General features: G+C 67.3%; 12 protein-coding genes. 8 read left to right on the forward strand and 4 right to left on the reverse strand.

Annotated elements, in window-relative coordinates:
* Positions 1–13 precede the first annotated feature (13 nt).
* Positions 14–1,243, reverse strand: coding sequence for an efflux RND transporter periplasmic adaptor subunit (locus tag FHY09_RS09110; RefSeq protein WP_166926326.1), 1,230 nt, complete (start codon positions 1,241–1,243; stop codon positions 14–16).
* Positions 1,244–1,418: 175 nt separating this feature from the next.
* Here FHY09_RS09110 and FHY09_RS09115 point away from each other — a divergent pair, with 175 nt between their 5' ends.
* From FHY09_RS09115 to FHY09_RS09135, 5 genes are all read left to right on the forward strand, one after another.
* Entirely contained in the window at positions 1,419–2,729 is a 1,311-nt protein-coding gene (locus tag FHY09_RS09115) for an amidohydrolase (RefSeq protein ID WP_166926328.1), read from the forward strand.
* A gap of 515 nt (positions 2,730–3,244) precedes the next feature.
* Complete coding sequence (queF, locus tag FHY09_RS09120; RefSeq protein ID WP_166926330.1) at positions 3,245–4,075, forward strand: NADPH-dependent 7-cyano-7-deazaguanine reductase QueF; 831 nt, start codon at positions 3,245–3,247, stop codon at positions 4,073–4,075.
* Between the two features lie 114 nt (positions 4,076–4,189).
* Positions 4,190–4,480 (forward strand): LysM peptidoglycan-binding domain-containing protein, encoded by a 291-nt coding sequence (locus FHY09_RS09125; RefSeq protein WP_166926332.1) that lies wholly within the window; start codon positions 4,190–4,192, stop codon positions 4,478–4,480.
* Between the two features lie 70 nt (positions 4,481–4,550).
* The gene (locus FHY09_RS09130; protein ID WP_166926334.1) at positions 4,551–5,078 is read left to right on the forward strand and encodes a hypothetical protein; all 528 of its coding nucleotides are present in this window, start codon (positions 4,551–4,553) and stop codon (positions 5,076–5,078) included.
* 320 nt (positions 5,079–5,398) lie between these two features.
* Positions 5,399–6,421: a hypothetical protein gene (locus FHY09_RS09135; protein WP_166926336.1), complete on the forward strand. Its 1,023-nt coding sequence runs from the start codon at positions 5,399–5,401 to the stop codon at positions 6,419–6,421.
* A 116-nt stretch (positions 6,422–6,537) separates the two neighbouring features.
* On the opposite strand, the gene FHY09_RS09140 is transcribed toward FHY09_RS09135, so the two are convergent.
* A complete protein-coding gene (locus tag FHY09_RS09140; protein ID WP_456362766.1) occupies positions 6,538–6,972 on the reverse strand; it encodes a hypothetical protein in 435 nt (144 codons plus the stop codon).
* 305 nt (positions 6,973–7,277) lie between these two features.
* On the opposite strand from FHY09_RS09140, the gene FHY09_RS09145 reads away from it, so the two are divergent.
* The 3 genes from FHY09_RS09145 to FHY09_RS09155 all read left to right on the forward strand — a co-directional run bounded on the left by FHY09_RS09145 (position 7,278) and on the right by FHY09_RS09155 (position 12,296).
* Positions 7,278–9,509 (forward strand): NADP-dependent isocitrate dehydrogenase, encoded by a 2,232-nt coding sequence (locus tag FHY09_RS09145; RefSeq protein ID WP_166926340.1) that lies wholly within the window; start codon positions 7,278–7,280, stop codon positions 9,507–9,509.
* 115 nt (positions 9,510–9,624) lie between these two features.
* Entirely contained in the window at positions 9,625–11,355 is a 1,731-nt protein-coding gene (aceK, locus tag FHY09_RS09150; protein WP_166926342.1) for a bifunctional isocitrate dehydrogenase kinase/phosphatase, read from the forward strand.
* A 59-nt stretch (positions 11,356–11,414) separates the two neighbouring features.
* A complete protein-coding gene (locus FHY09_RS09155; RefSeq protein ID WP_166926344.1) occupies positions 11,415–12,296 on the forward strand; it encodes an energy transducer TonB in 882 nt (293 codons plus the stop codon).
* Between the two features lie 34 nt (positions 12,297–12,330).
* Here FHY09_RS09155 and FHY09_RS09160 read toward each other — a convergent pair whose 3' ends face one another.
* Both FHY09_RS09160 and FHY09_RS09165 read right to left on the reverse strand, forming a co-directional pair.
* Positions 12,331–13,899, reverse strand: coding sequence for a sensor domain-containing diguanylate cyclase (locus FHY09_RS09160; RefSeq protein WP_166926346.1), 1,569 nt, complete (start codon positions 13,897–13,899; stop codon positions 12,331–12,333).
* 173 nt (positions 13,900–14,072) lie between these two features.
* Entirely contained in the window at positions 14,073–15,092 is a 1,020-nt protein-coding gene (locus FHY09_RS09165) for a cupin-like domain-containing protein (RefSeq protein WP_456362754.1), read from the reverse strand.

Raw genomic sequence — 15,092 nt, forward strand, 5'->3', positions numbered from 1 at the left:
GGGGGGGCGTGGCTCAGCGCGGTCCGCCGCCGCCCGGGCGGCGGGTGCCACCCTGCTGCGCGGCCTTCAACTCGGCTTCGGTCGGCGGCGCCGGGGTCTGGCCGGGCTTCAGCGCGGTGACCTTGCTGCCGGGCTTGAGGCGGAACTGGCCTTCACTGACCACGCGCTCACCGCCCTGCAGGCCTTCGGTCACCTGCACGGCGCTGTCGCCGACCTCCACGCCGCTGCGCACGGTCTGCATTTTCACCGTGCTGTCCTGCTGCACCACATACACGTACTCGCCGTCCGGGCCGCGCATCACCGCCTGCGTCGGGATCACGATGCCACCGCCGATGGTGCGCAGCTGCAGCCGCACGTTGACGAACTGGCCCGGCCACAGGCTCTTGTCCGCGTTGGGGAACAGCGCGCGCGCGCGGAAGGTGCCGCTGTCGCTGCTGATCACGTTGTCCACCACGTCCAAAGCGCCGTCCGCACTGAGCACGTGGGCGTCGGTGCGGTCCAGCGCGGCGATCTGCACCGCGCCCGCCTGCTGCGCCGTACGGACCTCGGCGAGCTGGCGCTCCGGCAGGTTGAACACCACGTGGATCGGCTGGACCTGGGTTAATGTGACCAGGGCAGTACCGGCGCTGACCACGTTGCCAGCGTCGACCGCCCGGATCCCGGCCACGCCGGAAATCGGCGCGGTCACCTTCGTGTACTGCAGCTGCACCTGCGCAGCACGCATGGACGCGTCGTTGGCGGCGACGGCACTCTCGTACTGCGCCACCTGGTTGCGCAGTGTCTCCAGCTCGGTCCTGGCGACGAACTGCTGGTACTGGGGCGAGTTGGAACGCTGGAAGTTGGATCGTGCGGTCGCCAGCTGGGCCTGGTTCTGGCGCTTGGCCGCCGCCGCTTCGTCATAGCTGGCCTGCGCGGTACGCGGGTCGATCCGCGCCAGCACGTCGCCCTGCTTCACTTCCTGGCCTTCGCGGAAATCGATGCTCATCAGCTGGCCACCGATCTGGGGGCTGACGGTGACGGTGTTCATCGCGCTGACCGTGCCGAGGGCGCTGGCGTACACCGGTACGTCCTGGCGCACGGCGTCCACCACGGTGACCGGCACCGGTCCGGCATCGGCAGGCTGCCCGCGCTCGCCGGGGGCGGCGCCGTCCTTGCCCTTCTCGCCGCCCATCACGCGCAGGCCCACGACCACGATCACCAGCACTGCCACCACCAGCAGCACGATCTTCCACAAACGCGACATTCGGTTCACTCCTGGGGGGCTTGGCCGGGTCACTGCCCGGTTGGCAAGGTGCCAAGCATACCCGCGCTCCGTGCCGCTGCCTGCATGACAAATGGGAGGGTGCGGGGACCGCTGCGGTTTCCGTGGCCCGCCGCTTGCCCTACATTCGGGACGTGCCCCCTTCCTGGAGTCCTCCATGCCCCGTCGTGCCCTGCTGTCCACCGCCCTTCTGCTGGCCCTGCCGCTGGCCGCGCATGCGCAGCCCGCCGAGCGCCCGGACGTAACGGCCGCCGCACAGCGCCTGCAGGCGCAGGTGGTCGAGTGGCGACGCGACTTCCACCAGCACCCGGAGCTGTCCAACCGCGAAGAACGGACCTCGGCCAAGGTGGCCGAGCGCCTGCGCGCCATGGGTCTGAAGCCGCAGACCGGCATCGCTCACCACGGCGTGGTGGCGATCATCGAAGGCGGCCGGCCGGGCCCGAAGATCGCCCTGCGCGCGGACATGGACGCGCTGCCGGTGACCGAGCAGACCGGCCTGCCGTTCGCTTCCAGGGCCACCAGCACCTACCGCGGGCAGAACGTGGGTGTGATGCATGCCTGCGGGCATGACGCGCACACCGCCACCTTGCTGGGCGTTGCGCAGGCACTGGTGGCGATGAAGAAGGACCTGCCCGGACAGGTGATGCTGATCTTCCAGCCGTCCGAGGAAGGCGCACCGCCACCGGAGGAGGGTGGGGCAGCGCTGATGTTGAAGGAAGGCGTGTTCGCCGATTTCAAACCCGAGGCGATCTTTGGCCTGCATGTGTTCTCCAGCGTGCAGGCGGGCAGGATCGCGGTGCGTGGGGGGCCGTTGATGGCGGCCTCGGACCGGTTCGGGATCAAGGTGATCGGCCGGCAGACGCACGGCTCGGCCCCCTGGAACGGGGTGGACCCGATCGTGGCCACGGCCGATCTGATCGGCACGGCGCAGTCCATCGTGAGCCGTCGCACCAATCTTTCGCAGCAGCCGGCGGTGGTGACGTTCGGGGCGATCAACGGTGGCATCCGCTACAACATCATTCCCGACGAGGTGGAGATGGTGGGCACCATCCGCACCTTCGACGAGGGCATGCGCCAGCAGATCTTCGCGGACCTGCGCAACGTGGCCGAGCATACGGCGGCCGCGCACGGGGCGACGGCGATGACGGAGATCTACGAGGCCGAGGGCAATCCGGCGACAGTGAACGATCCTGCGCTGACGGCGCGGATGCTGCCGAGCCTGCAGGCGGTGGTGGGCCAGGACAATGTGTATGAGCCGCCGCTGCAGATGGGTGCGGAGGACTTCTCGCTGTTCGCGCAGCAGGTGCCGGCGATGTTCTTCTTCGTGGGGGCGACGGCAGAGGGGATCGATCCGACGAAGGCGCCAGCGAACCATTCGCCGAAGTTCCTGCTGGATGAGAAGGCGCTGGACGTGGGCCTGAGGGCGCTGCTGCAGGTGAGCCTGGATTATCTCCACGGCGCGGGCTGAGGGGGGTGGTCGGCCGGGGGCTGCGCCCCGGCGCCCCGCCGGAGCCAGAGCCAGAGCCAGAGCGGCAGCCCGGGCGGTTGGTGGCCGGAGGAGGGGCGGGGTGGGGTGCCGGGCGACGGCAAAAGCCGCTCCTGCGGGCCTCGCTTCGCGCCCTCCATGGCGCTCAACGCCCCCGGCAACCCACCCCACCCCACCTTCGATACATCCCGGCCGCCAAGGACGTGCCGGGCTCGACCGGGCACCCAGTGGCAGTGGGTGGCATCAAGCAGTGCGGTCCGGCCTGGCCCGAATCTACATTTGATTCTGCTTTTGATTTTTTCTTTCCGTGGTGGGCGCGCCCGGATACTGTCCGGGGCCGTGTGGGAGGCATTCGTGGGGGCGTTGAGCGCCATGGATGGCGCGAAGCGAGGCCCGCAGGAGCGGTTCTTGCCGTCCCCCACGAATGCCTCCCACACGGCCAACCCACCATGCACGCACCGCGCCCACCACGAGGGGCTGCGCCGTTCGCCGGTACAATGCCGCCCATGAACAACACCCCCCAGGACTCCAGCCTCGGCCGCGAGGTCGCCTACCCGTCGCAGTACGATCCCGGCCTGCTGTTTCCCATCCCACGCCGCGCCGCCCGGGCGGACATCGGTATCGACGAGACCGCCCTCCCTTTCATCGGCCATGACCGCTGGCATGCCTTCGAACTCGGCTGGCTCGATGGCCGCGGCAAACCGCATGCCGCGGTGGCAACGGTGCAGGTGCCCTGCACGTCGCCCAACCTGATCGAATCCAAGTCCTTCAAGCTTTACCTGAACTCGCTCAACAGCGCCCGCTTCGAGTCCGATGAAGACCTGCGTAGCTGCATCGCCCGCGATCTTTCGGGCTGCGCCGGCGCCCCCGTGGCGGTGGTCTTCGGCCTGCCGCCGATGCGCGCGGAACCTGCCGGGGAAAGCATCGACGGGCTGGAGCTGGACATCGACTGCTACGGCCCGCCCCACGCGGCCTTCCTGCAGGCCGCGATGGATGAGGTCGTGGAAGAGACGCTGGTCTCGGCCCTGTTGAAATCCAACTGCCCGGTCACCGGCCAGCCCGATTGGGCAACGGTGAGCGTGCGCTATCGGGGGCCCCGCATCGACCGTGCCGGCCTGCTGCGCTACCTGGTGAGCTACCGCGAACATGCCGAGTTCCACGAACAGTGCGTGGAGCGCATCTTCAGCGAGGTGAGCCAGCACTGCAGCCCGGAGTGGCTCGAAGTCGAGGCGCGGTACACGCGCCGTGGGGGGCTGGACATCAATCCGTGGCGTGCCAGCCCGGCCATCCCGGCGCCGGCCCCGCCTTACCGTGAGCTGCGGCAGTAAACGCCCTGAGCCGCGCCGGGGAAGGCCGTTGCGGCTTCACGCCAAAACCATCCCCGTTTAACAACCTGTGTGAGACGTTGCATGCCACGTAGTCATGCAGACGGGAGTGTGTGGATGAGTACCGAGAAGAAGGCCGATTTTTCCGGCGTGAGCAGCAGCGTTGATACGACGGCAGACAAGGCTCCGAAGGCCGATTTTTCTGGCGTGTCGTCCTCCGTGGACAGCACGGCGGATGTGGTCGAGGCGACCTACACCGTCGAGAAGGGCGATTCGCTGTCCAAGATCGCAAAGCAGCACCTGGGCGACGCCAACGCCTGGAACAGGATCTTCGAGGCCAATCGGGACATTCTCGACGATCCTGACAAGATCCAGCCTGGGCAGGTCCTGAAGCTGCCGAAGAACTGAGCAGCGTGCCTTGGGCAACCCGCCCCGGGCCCGCGCATTTACCTATTTGTTCCACCTTGGAGGACAACCGATGACCCGTACCCACACGATCCGCAATGGCCTGCTCGTCGCACTGCTCGGCAGCGTCGCACTGGTCGGCTGCAAGAAGAACGAAGACACCGTGGACAGCACGGCCAACAAGGCCGCTGACACCACCACCGCACCGGCTGCCGGCGCACCGGCACCGATGACCGGTGCACCGCCGCCGATGACCGATTCGGCCACCGCCAACGCGGTGAATGTGTCCTCGGTCACCGTGGGCAAAACGGCGGCAGCCGACAAGTCCGTTGCCACCACGGCGATGTTCTCGCCGAAGGATGAAATCATCGTCTCGGTCCGGACCGATGGTACGGCCACCAACGCCAACGTCGGCGCGAAGCTGACCTTCCAGGACGGTCAGGTGGCCGGTGAAGAAACCGCTACCCTGAACACCAGCGGCGCTGAGACCACCAACATCACCTTCCGCAATGCCAATGGCTGGCCCGCCGGAAAGTATCGCGCCGAAGTGATGGTCGATGGCAAGGCGGCTGGCACGGCGCAGGAGTTCGAGGTCAAGTAAACCCGCGCCGACCTCTCTCCCGGTCGCGGGTTCACGTGGGACGCAGCCGAAGGGCTGCGTCCTTTTTTTTTGTCGAGCGGAAACTGGAAGGCGACGTTTTCATCGGCTGCTACAGTCGAACTGACATGCCTGGAGTACACGCCGCAATGCTTGCAAACTCAGTTCCGCCTGCGTGCGGGCGGCCGTTCGATATGTCGCAGCGCTCAGATCGACCACCCTGCGGAAACGATGGCCCGGTCCCCCGGACCGTCAGCAACCAGCCTACGTTCAGCGAATTCCTGCAGTACCTGCACGCCAACCTGGGGCGGGTGCAGAGTACGGTGGCCACGCATCTGGAAGCGATGAAGAATGCGCGGGAGACCAGGCCGCTGCGGGAACAGATCGCAGCCCTGCAGGGCAGAGACCCCCACGAAGTCATGGTGAAGCAGGTTGCCGTGGTCAGCGAGGCCCTCCTCCAGGGCGCAAAGGCAGGCCTGGGGTGGGAAGAAACCCTCGCTGTACTGGGCGTCAGGGATCTGTTCCTGAGGGGAGGGCACGTGCTGGAACGGTGGCTGGTCCACGAAGTGGGCCTGGATTACTTCCGGCAAACGCACGATGCCTGTCTTGTGAAAGCGCGCCTGGGACTCAGATTGGAAGGGGTCAGGGTGCTGGAAGAGCTGATTGTCTGCGAACTGGGCGAGGCGGAGCTGGCCCGGGGCCGCTCGCCAGAGGACATCGCTGCGGCATGGAGCCTTGAAACCTTTCATGGCAGGCGGCTGCTGGGGGTCACAGCGCTCGAAGAAAAGGCCTACGACAGCTGCATCAGCGCGTGGAAACTCCGGCAGGCTGGGAAAGCCATCCGTGACGCCGGGCTTGCCGCCTGGCGCGGAAGGGTCAAGGGCCATGGTCCGCGCGTGCCATTGGCACTGCGCCTGCGGCGAACCCATGCGTCTCCCCTGCCTGCCGCGACACTGCAGCGCATCAGCCTGCTCCAGAAGCCGGTCCTGCAAGGCATCCGTCAGGGAAAGACATGGCGGCAATCCCTCAGTCACCTGGATGTGGCGACGTCGATGACGCCCGGGCTCGTCCAGGCCGTGGAGCGCTGGCTTGTGGATTCGGTTGCAATGAAACTGTTCTGCGGCACACGGTCCTTCCAGAGCACGGTGGACCAGCTGGGCCTTACGCCCTGGGGGCAGACGTACCTGTCAGATGGCATCGTCGCGATGATCGGTGCCACGCACCTTGCACGGGGCACCACGCTGCAGCAGGTCACCGCAAAATGGTCGCTGGGCACGCAGGCACAGGAGGCGCTCGAGTTTGAAACACGTCGCGCACGTCGACTGAAAGCCACCGTGACCGCCTGAGGACGCGCTACACCGTGCCGTGGCGGTTGTCAGGCAGACGTCGCCTGCGTCCATTCCGGGCGCCGCCGCCGGGCGGCGTCCGTTTCCTTGGCCGTCCAAGCCAGCCCGGTGCGCTGTCAGGGCACGACGGGGGAGGCCACGATCGTCGTTTCGTAACGGCCATTCTGCTGTGCGATGGCTTCGCCGGTATCGGTGATCGCATTCTGGATGAACACACCGGACCGCGCATCCTCGCCGGCGACGAAGGTCAGCTGGTGGAACGCCGTGCGGTTGCCCCAGTCCGGCGAAGGAAGCGAGATGTAGCGGACCGTGTAGGTCTGGTCTGTGAACGCTCCCTGCAGGACGTAAACGCCCGCATGATCCTCGCCTTCGGAGATGATGTGGTAGGTGCCATCGGCGTGATAGGTGATCGTGGCTTCCGGAAACGGCTTGGCCTCGTACAGCTTCCGGTAATGCAGTTTCTGGGTAGCCACGACGGGTCCAGGCACGATCGTGAGGGGTGCTGGTGGCGCCGCCGCGTGCGTTGTACCCACGGCGCCCAGGCCGGCCATTGCTGCGATCAGTCCAATCCTTGCGGGTGTCCACATACCAGGCGCTCCATCAGGGTGTGCGGTACCACTAATCCAACGGGCCCGACAACGCCAGAGTGGTTCACGACACCGGAGGGCGCGGTGCTGTCGGCAGTACCGGCGCGTACGGTCCGTCTTTGCCCCACAGGCGCGAAAACGCGACAATGCGATGGATTCCCCTTCCGCACTGCAGGCCGCAGGGCAGTGGGGAAAGCGACAAGGTTGCACATGCTTCGGCGCCCGCGCCGGACTTCCCTCGAAAAACTGCCGCAGATTCCTGGACCCCCATGTCGAACACACCCAAGATCCTCTACACGCTGACCGACGAAGCCCCCTTCCTGGCCACGCAGTCGTTGCTGCCGGTCGTCAGTGCGTTCACCGCCACGGCAGGCATCGCCGTGGAAACCCGTGACATTTCCCTCTCCGGCCGCATCCTGTCGCTGTTCCCGGAGCGTCTGAAGGACGGCGCGAAGGTCAACGATGACCTCGCCGAGCTGGGCCAGCTGGCGACCACGCCGGAAGCCAACATCATCAAGCTGCCCAACATCTCCGCTTCGGTGCCGCAGTTGAAGGCAGCCATCGCCGAGCTGCAGCAGCAGGGCCACGACCTGCCGGATTATCCGGAGAACCCGGCCGACGACGCGCAGCGCCAGATCAAGGCGCGCTACGACAGGGTCAAGGGCAGTGCGGTCAATCCGGTCCTGCGCGAAGGCAACTCGGACCGCCGCGCACCGCTTTCGGTGAAGAACTACGCGCGCAAGCACCCGCACCGCATGGGCGCCTGGTCGAGCGAATCGAAGTCGCACGTCGCGCACATGGAATCGGGTGATTTCTACGGCAGCGAAAAATCAGCGACCCTGGCCACCGCCGGCAGCCTGAAGATCACCCTGCACGGCACGGACGGCAGCACCTCGGTGCTGAAGGAAAAGACCGCGGTCAAGGCCGGGGAGATCGTGGATGCCGCCGTGATGAGCCGCAAGGCGCTGGCCGCCTTCATCCAGGCACAGATCGAGGATGCCAGGGCGAAGGACGTGCTCTTCTCGCTGCACCTCAAGGCGACCATGATGAAGGTCTCCGACCCGATCATGTTCGGCGTGGCGGTCAACGAGTTCTACAAGGACGTGCTCACCAAGCATGCCGATGTGCTGCAGCAGGCCGGTTTCGATGCCAACAACGGTATCGGCGACCTGGCCGCGCGGCTGCCGTCGCTGCCCGAAGCCACCCGCAGCGCCATCGAGGCCGACCTGAAGGCCGAGTACGCGCAGCGCCCGGGCGTGGCGATGGTGAACTCGGACAAGGGCATCACCAACCTGCACGTGCCCAGCGACGTCATCGTCGATGCCTCCATGCCGGCGATGATCCGCGACTCCGGCAAGATGTGGAATGCCGAAGGCAAGCTGCAGGACACCAAGGCGGTCATCCCGGACCGCTGCTATGCCGGTGTGTACCAGGCGGTCATCGATGACTGCCGCACCCATGGTGCGTTCGATCCGGCGAAGATGGGCTCGGTACCCAACGTCGGCCTGATGGCGCAGAAGGCCGAAGAATACGGTTCGCACGACAAGACCTTCCAGATCGCCGCCGACGGCGTGGTCAAGGTCACCGATGAAAGCGGCGCGGTGGTGTTCGAGCACGCCGTGGAAGCCGGTGACATCTGGCGCATGTGCCAGACCAAGGACGCCCCGATCCAGGACTGGGTGAAGCTGGCCGTCGAACGCGCCCGCCTGAGCAGCACCCCGGCCGTGTTCTGGCTGGACGCCGCGCGCGCCCACGACGCGCAGGTCATCGCCAAGGTCGAGCAGTACCTGAAGGACCACGACACCAGCGGCCTGGACATCCGCATCCTGCCGCCGGTGGAAGCGACCGCGTTCTCGCTGGATCGCATCCGCAAGGGCGAGGACACCATCTCGGTGACCGGCAACGTGCTGCGCGATTACCTCACCGATCTGTTCCCGATCATGGAGCTGGGCACCAGCGCGAAGATGCTTTCCATCGTGCCGCTGATGGCCGGCGGCGGCCTGTTCGAGACCGGTGCAGGTGGCTCGGCACCCAAGCACGTCCAGCAGTTCGTTGAAGAGAACTACCTGCGCTGGGATTCGCTGGGTGAATTCCTGGCCCTGGCCGCCTCGCTGGAACACCTCGGCAACCGTTACGACAATGCGGCGGCCCGGGTACTGGCCAAGGCGCTGGATGAAGCCAACGGGCAGTTCCTGGACAACGACAAGTCGCCCTCGCGCAAGCTCGGCGGCATCGACAACCGCGGCAGCCATTTCTACCTGACCCTGTACTGGGCGCAGGCGCTGGCGGCGCAGGAGGAAGATGCCACCCTGAAGGCGAAGTTCGCTCCGCTGGCCAAGGCGCTGACCGAGAACGAGCAGAAGATCGTCGAGGAACTGGTCGCGGTGCAGGGCACGGCCGTGGACATCGGCGGGTACTACCGTCCCGACCTGTCCAAGGTGGCCGCGGCGATGCGCCCGAGCGCCACGCTCAACGCGGCGCTGGAGCAGCTGCAGGCCTGATCCACCGGCGTGCAGGATTTACACAGGGGCCCGCCATCGTGCGGGCCTCTGTGCATCTGGCCGCCAGCGCGGCGGCATCGTATCGTGGAGCTCCCTCCGCCTTCCGGGTTTGCTCATGTCGCACGCAGGGACCGGCTCGGTAGACGCGCGGGACGTGGCCGAGCGCGTGCTGGCGGCGTTCGATGATTACCACGCACGCTTTGCGGCGATCACCCGCCGTGCGAAGCCGCGTTTCGAGCGGCAGCAGTGGCTGCAGGCACAGGACGATGCGGTCGAGCGCATCGCACTGTATGACCGCTGCATTGCCGCCACCCTGGAGACGCTGCAGGCCGGGTTCGGCGCCTCCCTGCGGCGCCACGACGCGTGGCACCCGGTGCGGTTGGCGTTCGCGCGCTGCCTGGAGGGGCGCATCGATGCGGCGCTGTGCAAGACGTTCTTCAATACCCTTACGCGGCGTCTGTTCGCTACGCGCGGGGTGGATCCTGCCATCGAGTTCGTCGCCTTCGATGTGGAGCCCAGTGATGCCGTCACGCATCCGGTCGCACGCCGCACCTACACCGTGTCCGCCCTGCGGCCGAGCGAGGCCTTCATGCGGGTGCTCGGCGATTACCGGTTCGCCGTGCCGTATGCCCACCCGCTGCGCTGCGCGGCCGCGATCGCGGTGCGCCTGCAGGACGACCTGGCGCATTGGGGCCCGCAGCCGGTGCGCAGCATCGAACTGCTCGATACCGTGTTCTACCGCGAACGACGCGCGTACCTGGTGGGCCGGGTCTTCGGAGAGCATCGGTTCTCACCCTGCGTGATCGCGCTGACCCACGACGCGGCGGGCCTGCGCGCGGACGCGGTGCTCACCCGGCGGCGCGACGTGGCGCATCTGTTCGGTGTTTCGCGCAGCTATTTCCAGGCTGATCTCGCAACCGTCGGTGATGCGGTGGTGTTCCTGCGCAGCCTGCTGCCGGGCAAGCCGGTGGACGAGCTGTACACCGTGCTGGGACGGGCGAAGCAGGGCAAGACCGAGCGTTACCGCACGTTCTTCAGCCACTTCCGCGACGTGCCGAGCGAGCAGCTCGTACGCGCCGAGGGCACCCCGGGCATGGTCATGGCGGTGTTCACCCTGCCCAGCTACCCGCTGGTCTTCAAGCTGATCCGGGACCGGTTCGCATGGCCGAAGGCCGTCTCCCGCCAACAGGTGGAGGAAAAGTACACGCTGGTGTTCAACCTGGATCGTGTCGGCCGCCTGCTCGATGCGCAGCCTTACCGGCACCTGCGGTTTCCCGCCGCACGCTTCACCCCGGCCCTGCTGGAGGAGCTGACCGGCGAGTGCTCGCAGAGCGTGCGCCTGGTCGAGGGGGACGTGGAGATCGCGCTGTGCTACGTGCAGCGGCGGCTGCGGCCGCTCGATCTGTACCTGCGTGAGCAGGGGCCGGAGGCCGTGCGCGCGGCGGTGCTCGATTATGCCCAGGCGATCACGGACATGGCCCGCAGCAACATCTTCCCGGGCGACATGCTGCCGAAGAATTTCGGGGTGTCGCGCCACGGCCGCGCGGTGTTCTACGACTACGACGAAGTCAGCCGCGTCAGCGAGTGTGTGTTCCGGGACTGGCCGGCGCCACGCAACGAGGAGGAGGCCATGGCTGATGAGCCGTGGTTCCATGTCGGTCCACTGGATGTGTTTCCCGCGCGCTTCGGGCCGTTCATGGGATTGCCCGCGGCCGAGCTGGCGGCCGTGCGCGAACACTTCGGTCATCTGTTCGATCCGGCATGGTGGCGTGGCCTGCAGGCCGGGTTTGCCGCCGGGACGGTCGCCGACGTCCCACCCTATACCGCGCAGCAGCGGCTGGCCTGACTGGCGCCGGGACAGGTGCCACGCTACGCTGGCGCTTCGATGACAGGGAGTTGTTGATGATGAAGCGTTCGATTTTTCTCGCCGTTGCACTGGCACTGGGCACAGGGGCCGTGCTTCCTTCCGGCGCGGCTGCCCAGGGCAATGCCCGCGCCGTGCGGGCCACCGCGCAGGCGAACATGCTGCTGACCGGCAGCGTGGACATTTCCGCTGAAGGGACGGTGGAGGGTTATCGTCTGGACCAGCAGGAGAAGGTCCCGGACTACGTGCAGGCGTATCTGCGGCCGATCATCAGCGGCTGGCGCTTCGAGCCCGGGCGCGTGGATGGCAAGGCCGTCCCGGCCACCTCGCCCATGCGCCTGCTGCTCAACGGGAAGCGGACAGACGATGGCGGTCTGGAAATGGTGCTGGAAAACGCCGGGTTCCGTAAGTACGACGGGAATGATCCTACCGAGGTCGGCGTCCGGCGGATGACGCCTCCGGCCTATCCCTCTGCCGCGTACGACGCAGGTGCTGCGGGCGAAGTGATGCTGCTGGTGAAGATCAATCGCGAGGGGAAGACCGACGACGTCATCAGCGAGCGGGTGGACCTGAGAGTCGCCGGCGACGAGCGCAGCATGCAGCGCATGCGTGACATCCTGAGCAAGGCGTCGGTGGCGGCAGCACGCCGCTGGTCGTTCCGCGTCCCGATCGAAGGGCCGGCCAAGGACGATGAATCATGGGTCGTGCGCATCCCGGTCAACTTCTACCTGGACACCTCCGATCCCCGCGGTGACAAGCGGTACGGCCAGTGGACCGCCTATATCCCCGGGCCGCGCCAGCAGGCGCCGTGGCACGTCCCTGGTTTCGAGGATGCCTCGCAGACCGACCTGCTGCCCGACAGGGGTGTCTTCCTCGCCGGCGTGCAGAAGGGCCCGAAGCTGCTCACGCCGGTGGGGGGCTGATCGACGTTGCGCTGATGCCGGTCCACCGCCGGCGTCAGCGGTACGGGTAGACCACGGTGCGGTCGCGGCCCTGTTCCTTGGCCATGTACAGCGCCTTGTCCGCCATGCGCAGCGCCTGCTCGGGGTCTGCATCGAAGGTGGGGTAGTGGGCCACGCCGACGGAGACCGTCACCGTGCCCACCTCCGGCATCGGCGCCGTCGAGATGTGCGCACGCAGCCGTTCGGCGATCTGCAGGGCCACCTCGGCATCGGTGGTGGGCAACAGCAGCAGGAACTCCTCGCCGCCATTGCGGCACAGCACATCGCCCTCGCGCGACCAGCGCCGCATCTGCTCGGCGATGTGCACGATCACCCGGTCGCCCGCGCCGTGCCCGTACGCGTCGTTGATGCGTTTGAAGCGGTCGATGTCCATGGCCACGATGGCGAACGAGAGCCCCTGCACGCGCCAGGTTTCCAGGGCCTGCTGCAACCCGCGCCGGTTAAGCAGTCCGGTCAGCGGATCGGTGCGGCTTGCCCGGTTGAGGCTGCCGATGCGCTCCTGCAGCAGGGTGAAGCTGGACACCACGGCCTGCTTCAACTGGGCCACCTCGAAGTACCACGCGCGGATGCCATCGACATCGGCGAGGGTGCGACGGGTATCGCCTTCCTGGACATTGCGCGCCAGCTGCCACAGCGGCAGCGAGATGCGCCGTGCGAACCACCACGTCACCAGCAGTGAGAGCAGCGCCAGTGGGATGGCATGCCAGATCACCGAGGACATCACCTGCGACAGCGGTTTGAGCGTAGCCGCGGTGGAGCGCTGGGCGATGATGCCCCAGCCGGTGGCCGGGACCGGCGCATACCCGGCCAGCATCGAGATGCCCTTGCTGTTGAGTACCTGTTGCGCGCCGCGGTGGCCCTGCGTGACTGCATCGATCACGGCATTGCCGTCCACCTTCTCGCCCACGCGTGCGTCGTCGAGGTGGTAGAGCAGGCGACCCTGGCGGTCCACCACGTACAGGTACGAACCGTCGCGGTAGAAGTGCGTGCCGAGCAGGGTCTGCAGGATGCTGCGCTCGCGCAGGTAGATAGTGCCGCTGACGTAGCCGAGGTAGGTGCCGTCTGCGTTGAAGATCGGGTGGGACAGCGCGATCAGGAGCCTGCCGGTGGCAGAGTCATACGGGTCGCTCACCATCGGCGCGCGACGCTTCAGCGCTTCGCGGTTGCCTGCGCTGCGCAGCGTGACGTCCTTCAGGTGCAGCGTCTGCGGCGAGGTCGCCAGTACCCGGCCACCGAGGTCCACCACCAGCACCGAATTGAAGCTGTTGGTCTGCAGTTGCAGGCGGCTGGCCTCGGCCTGCGCGTCCGCTTCCGCGATGCCGTCCCGGCCCAGCTGCAGCGCCGAGTAGGCCAGCTGCTGCTGGGCGCTGAGCAGGAAGTTCTGCGTGGTTTCGGCCAGCTTGTTGGCATACACCCGGTTGGACTCGAGCGTGTTGCCGATCAGCTGCTCGCGTTGCACGCGATAACTGGCGGCCAGCGCATTGCCCAGGGCAAGCAGCGTGCTCAGCAGGCCCAGGGCGAGGATCAGCGTGCCCAGGTTCAGGCGGGAAGACGGCGTACGCATGCAGGCGGATCGTCGGACGAGGGCAGCGGCCGCCATCGGTAGGGATGGAACGGCAGCGCGGACGGGGACCGCGCGCTGGAAGGCTCACGGGGAAGGGGACTGCGGCACGCATTATGGCCAAAACCACGTGCCGGTGCGCGGGTCCCCGCACCGGCTGGACACCGCCAGCAGGCTCAGCGGTCCAGGCGCTGCCGCAGGATGCTGCGCAGATGGGCGGCCGAGGACGCATCCAGGGTGCCCAGTACGCCGCGTGCCGACACCGGAACGTGCGCCGCCGTGGCGTCGTCGGCCTCGAACACGTAATGGCGGAACATCGCCTCCCAGCCCGCGCGCTGCTCCGCGGGCAGGTCACGCACCGCCAGCAGGGCCAGCATCAAGGCGTTCATGGGCGCGTCGCGCCATGCCTCGACCTGCCGCCACCAGTAGTTGACGAGGATGTTGAAGGGCTCCAGCCCCTCCATGTGGTGCCACCACAGCGACGGGATGAACACCGCGTCGCCCGGTTCCAGCACCGCGCCCTGGGCCTGCTGCATGGCCTGCGCGAAGCGGGGAAAGCGCTGCAGGTCGGGTGAGGCGAAGTCCACCAGGCTGACCGCCTGGCCGGCCGGGGTGAAGTCCAGCGGCCCGACGTACAGGTTGCCGACCTGCTCCGGAGGGAACAGGGTGACCCGGCGCCGGCCGGCGGCCACGCAGGCCAGGTTGTCCGGGACATCGTGGTGGGCGGCGATGCGCGACCGGTTGCCGATCCAGATGCTGCCCAGCGGCTCGGGCTGTCCCAGCTCCAGCGGGTTCTCCGCACTCAGGCCGGGCAGGTATGTTTCCAGCGTGGTGGAGGCCACGTAGATCGTCGGTGCATCCGGGTCGTCGCGGTACTTGAGCAGGGTATCGAGCACCACGCGCAGGGGGACCTGTTCGCGGCGGAAATTGAAGCCGCTCATGTCCTCGTTGTAGAACACCCGTCCCTGCGCAGCGGGCGCCGCCGTGGTGGCGGTGACCGGCAGGGCACCGTGGTCGAAACGCTTGAGATACGCCACCGCTGCGGTGTCGGCGTGCCGGGCGGCCTGGACCAGTGGCCACCCGGCGGTCAGCCCCCGCACCACCTTCGGCGTGGTCCACGTACGGAGCGCGGCAGGCAGGGCCGCGGGATCCGCAAGATGGACCTCGTCGATGGGGCGGGGCAGGGGCAGGCGCAT

Source organism: Xanthomonas sp. 60, from assembly GCF_011761925.1.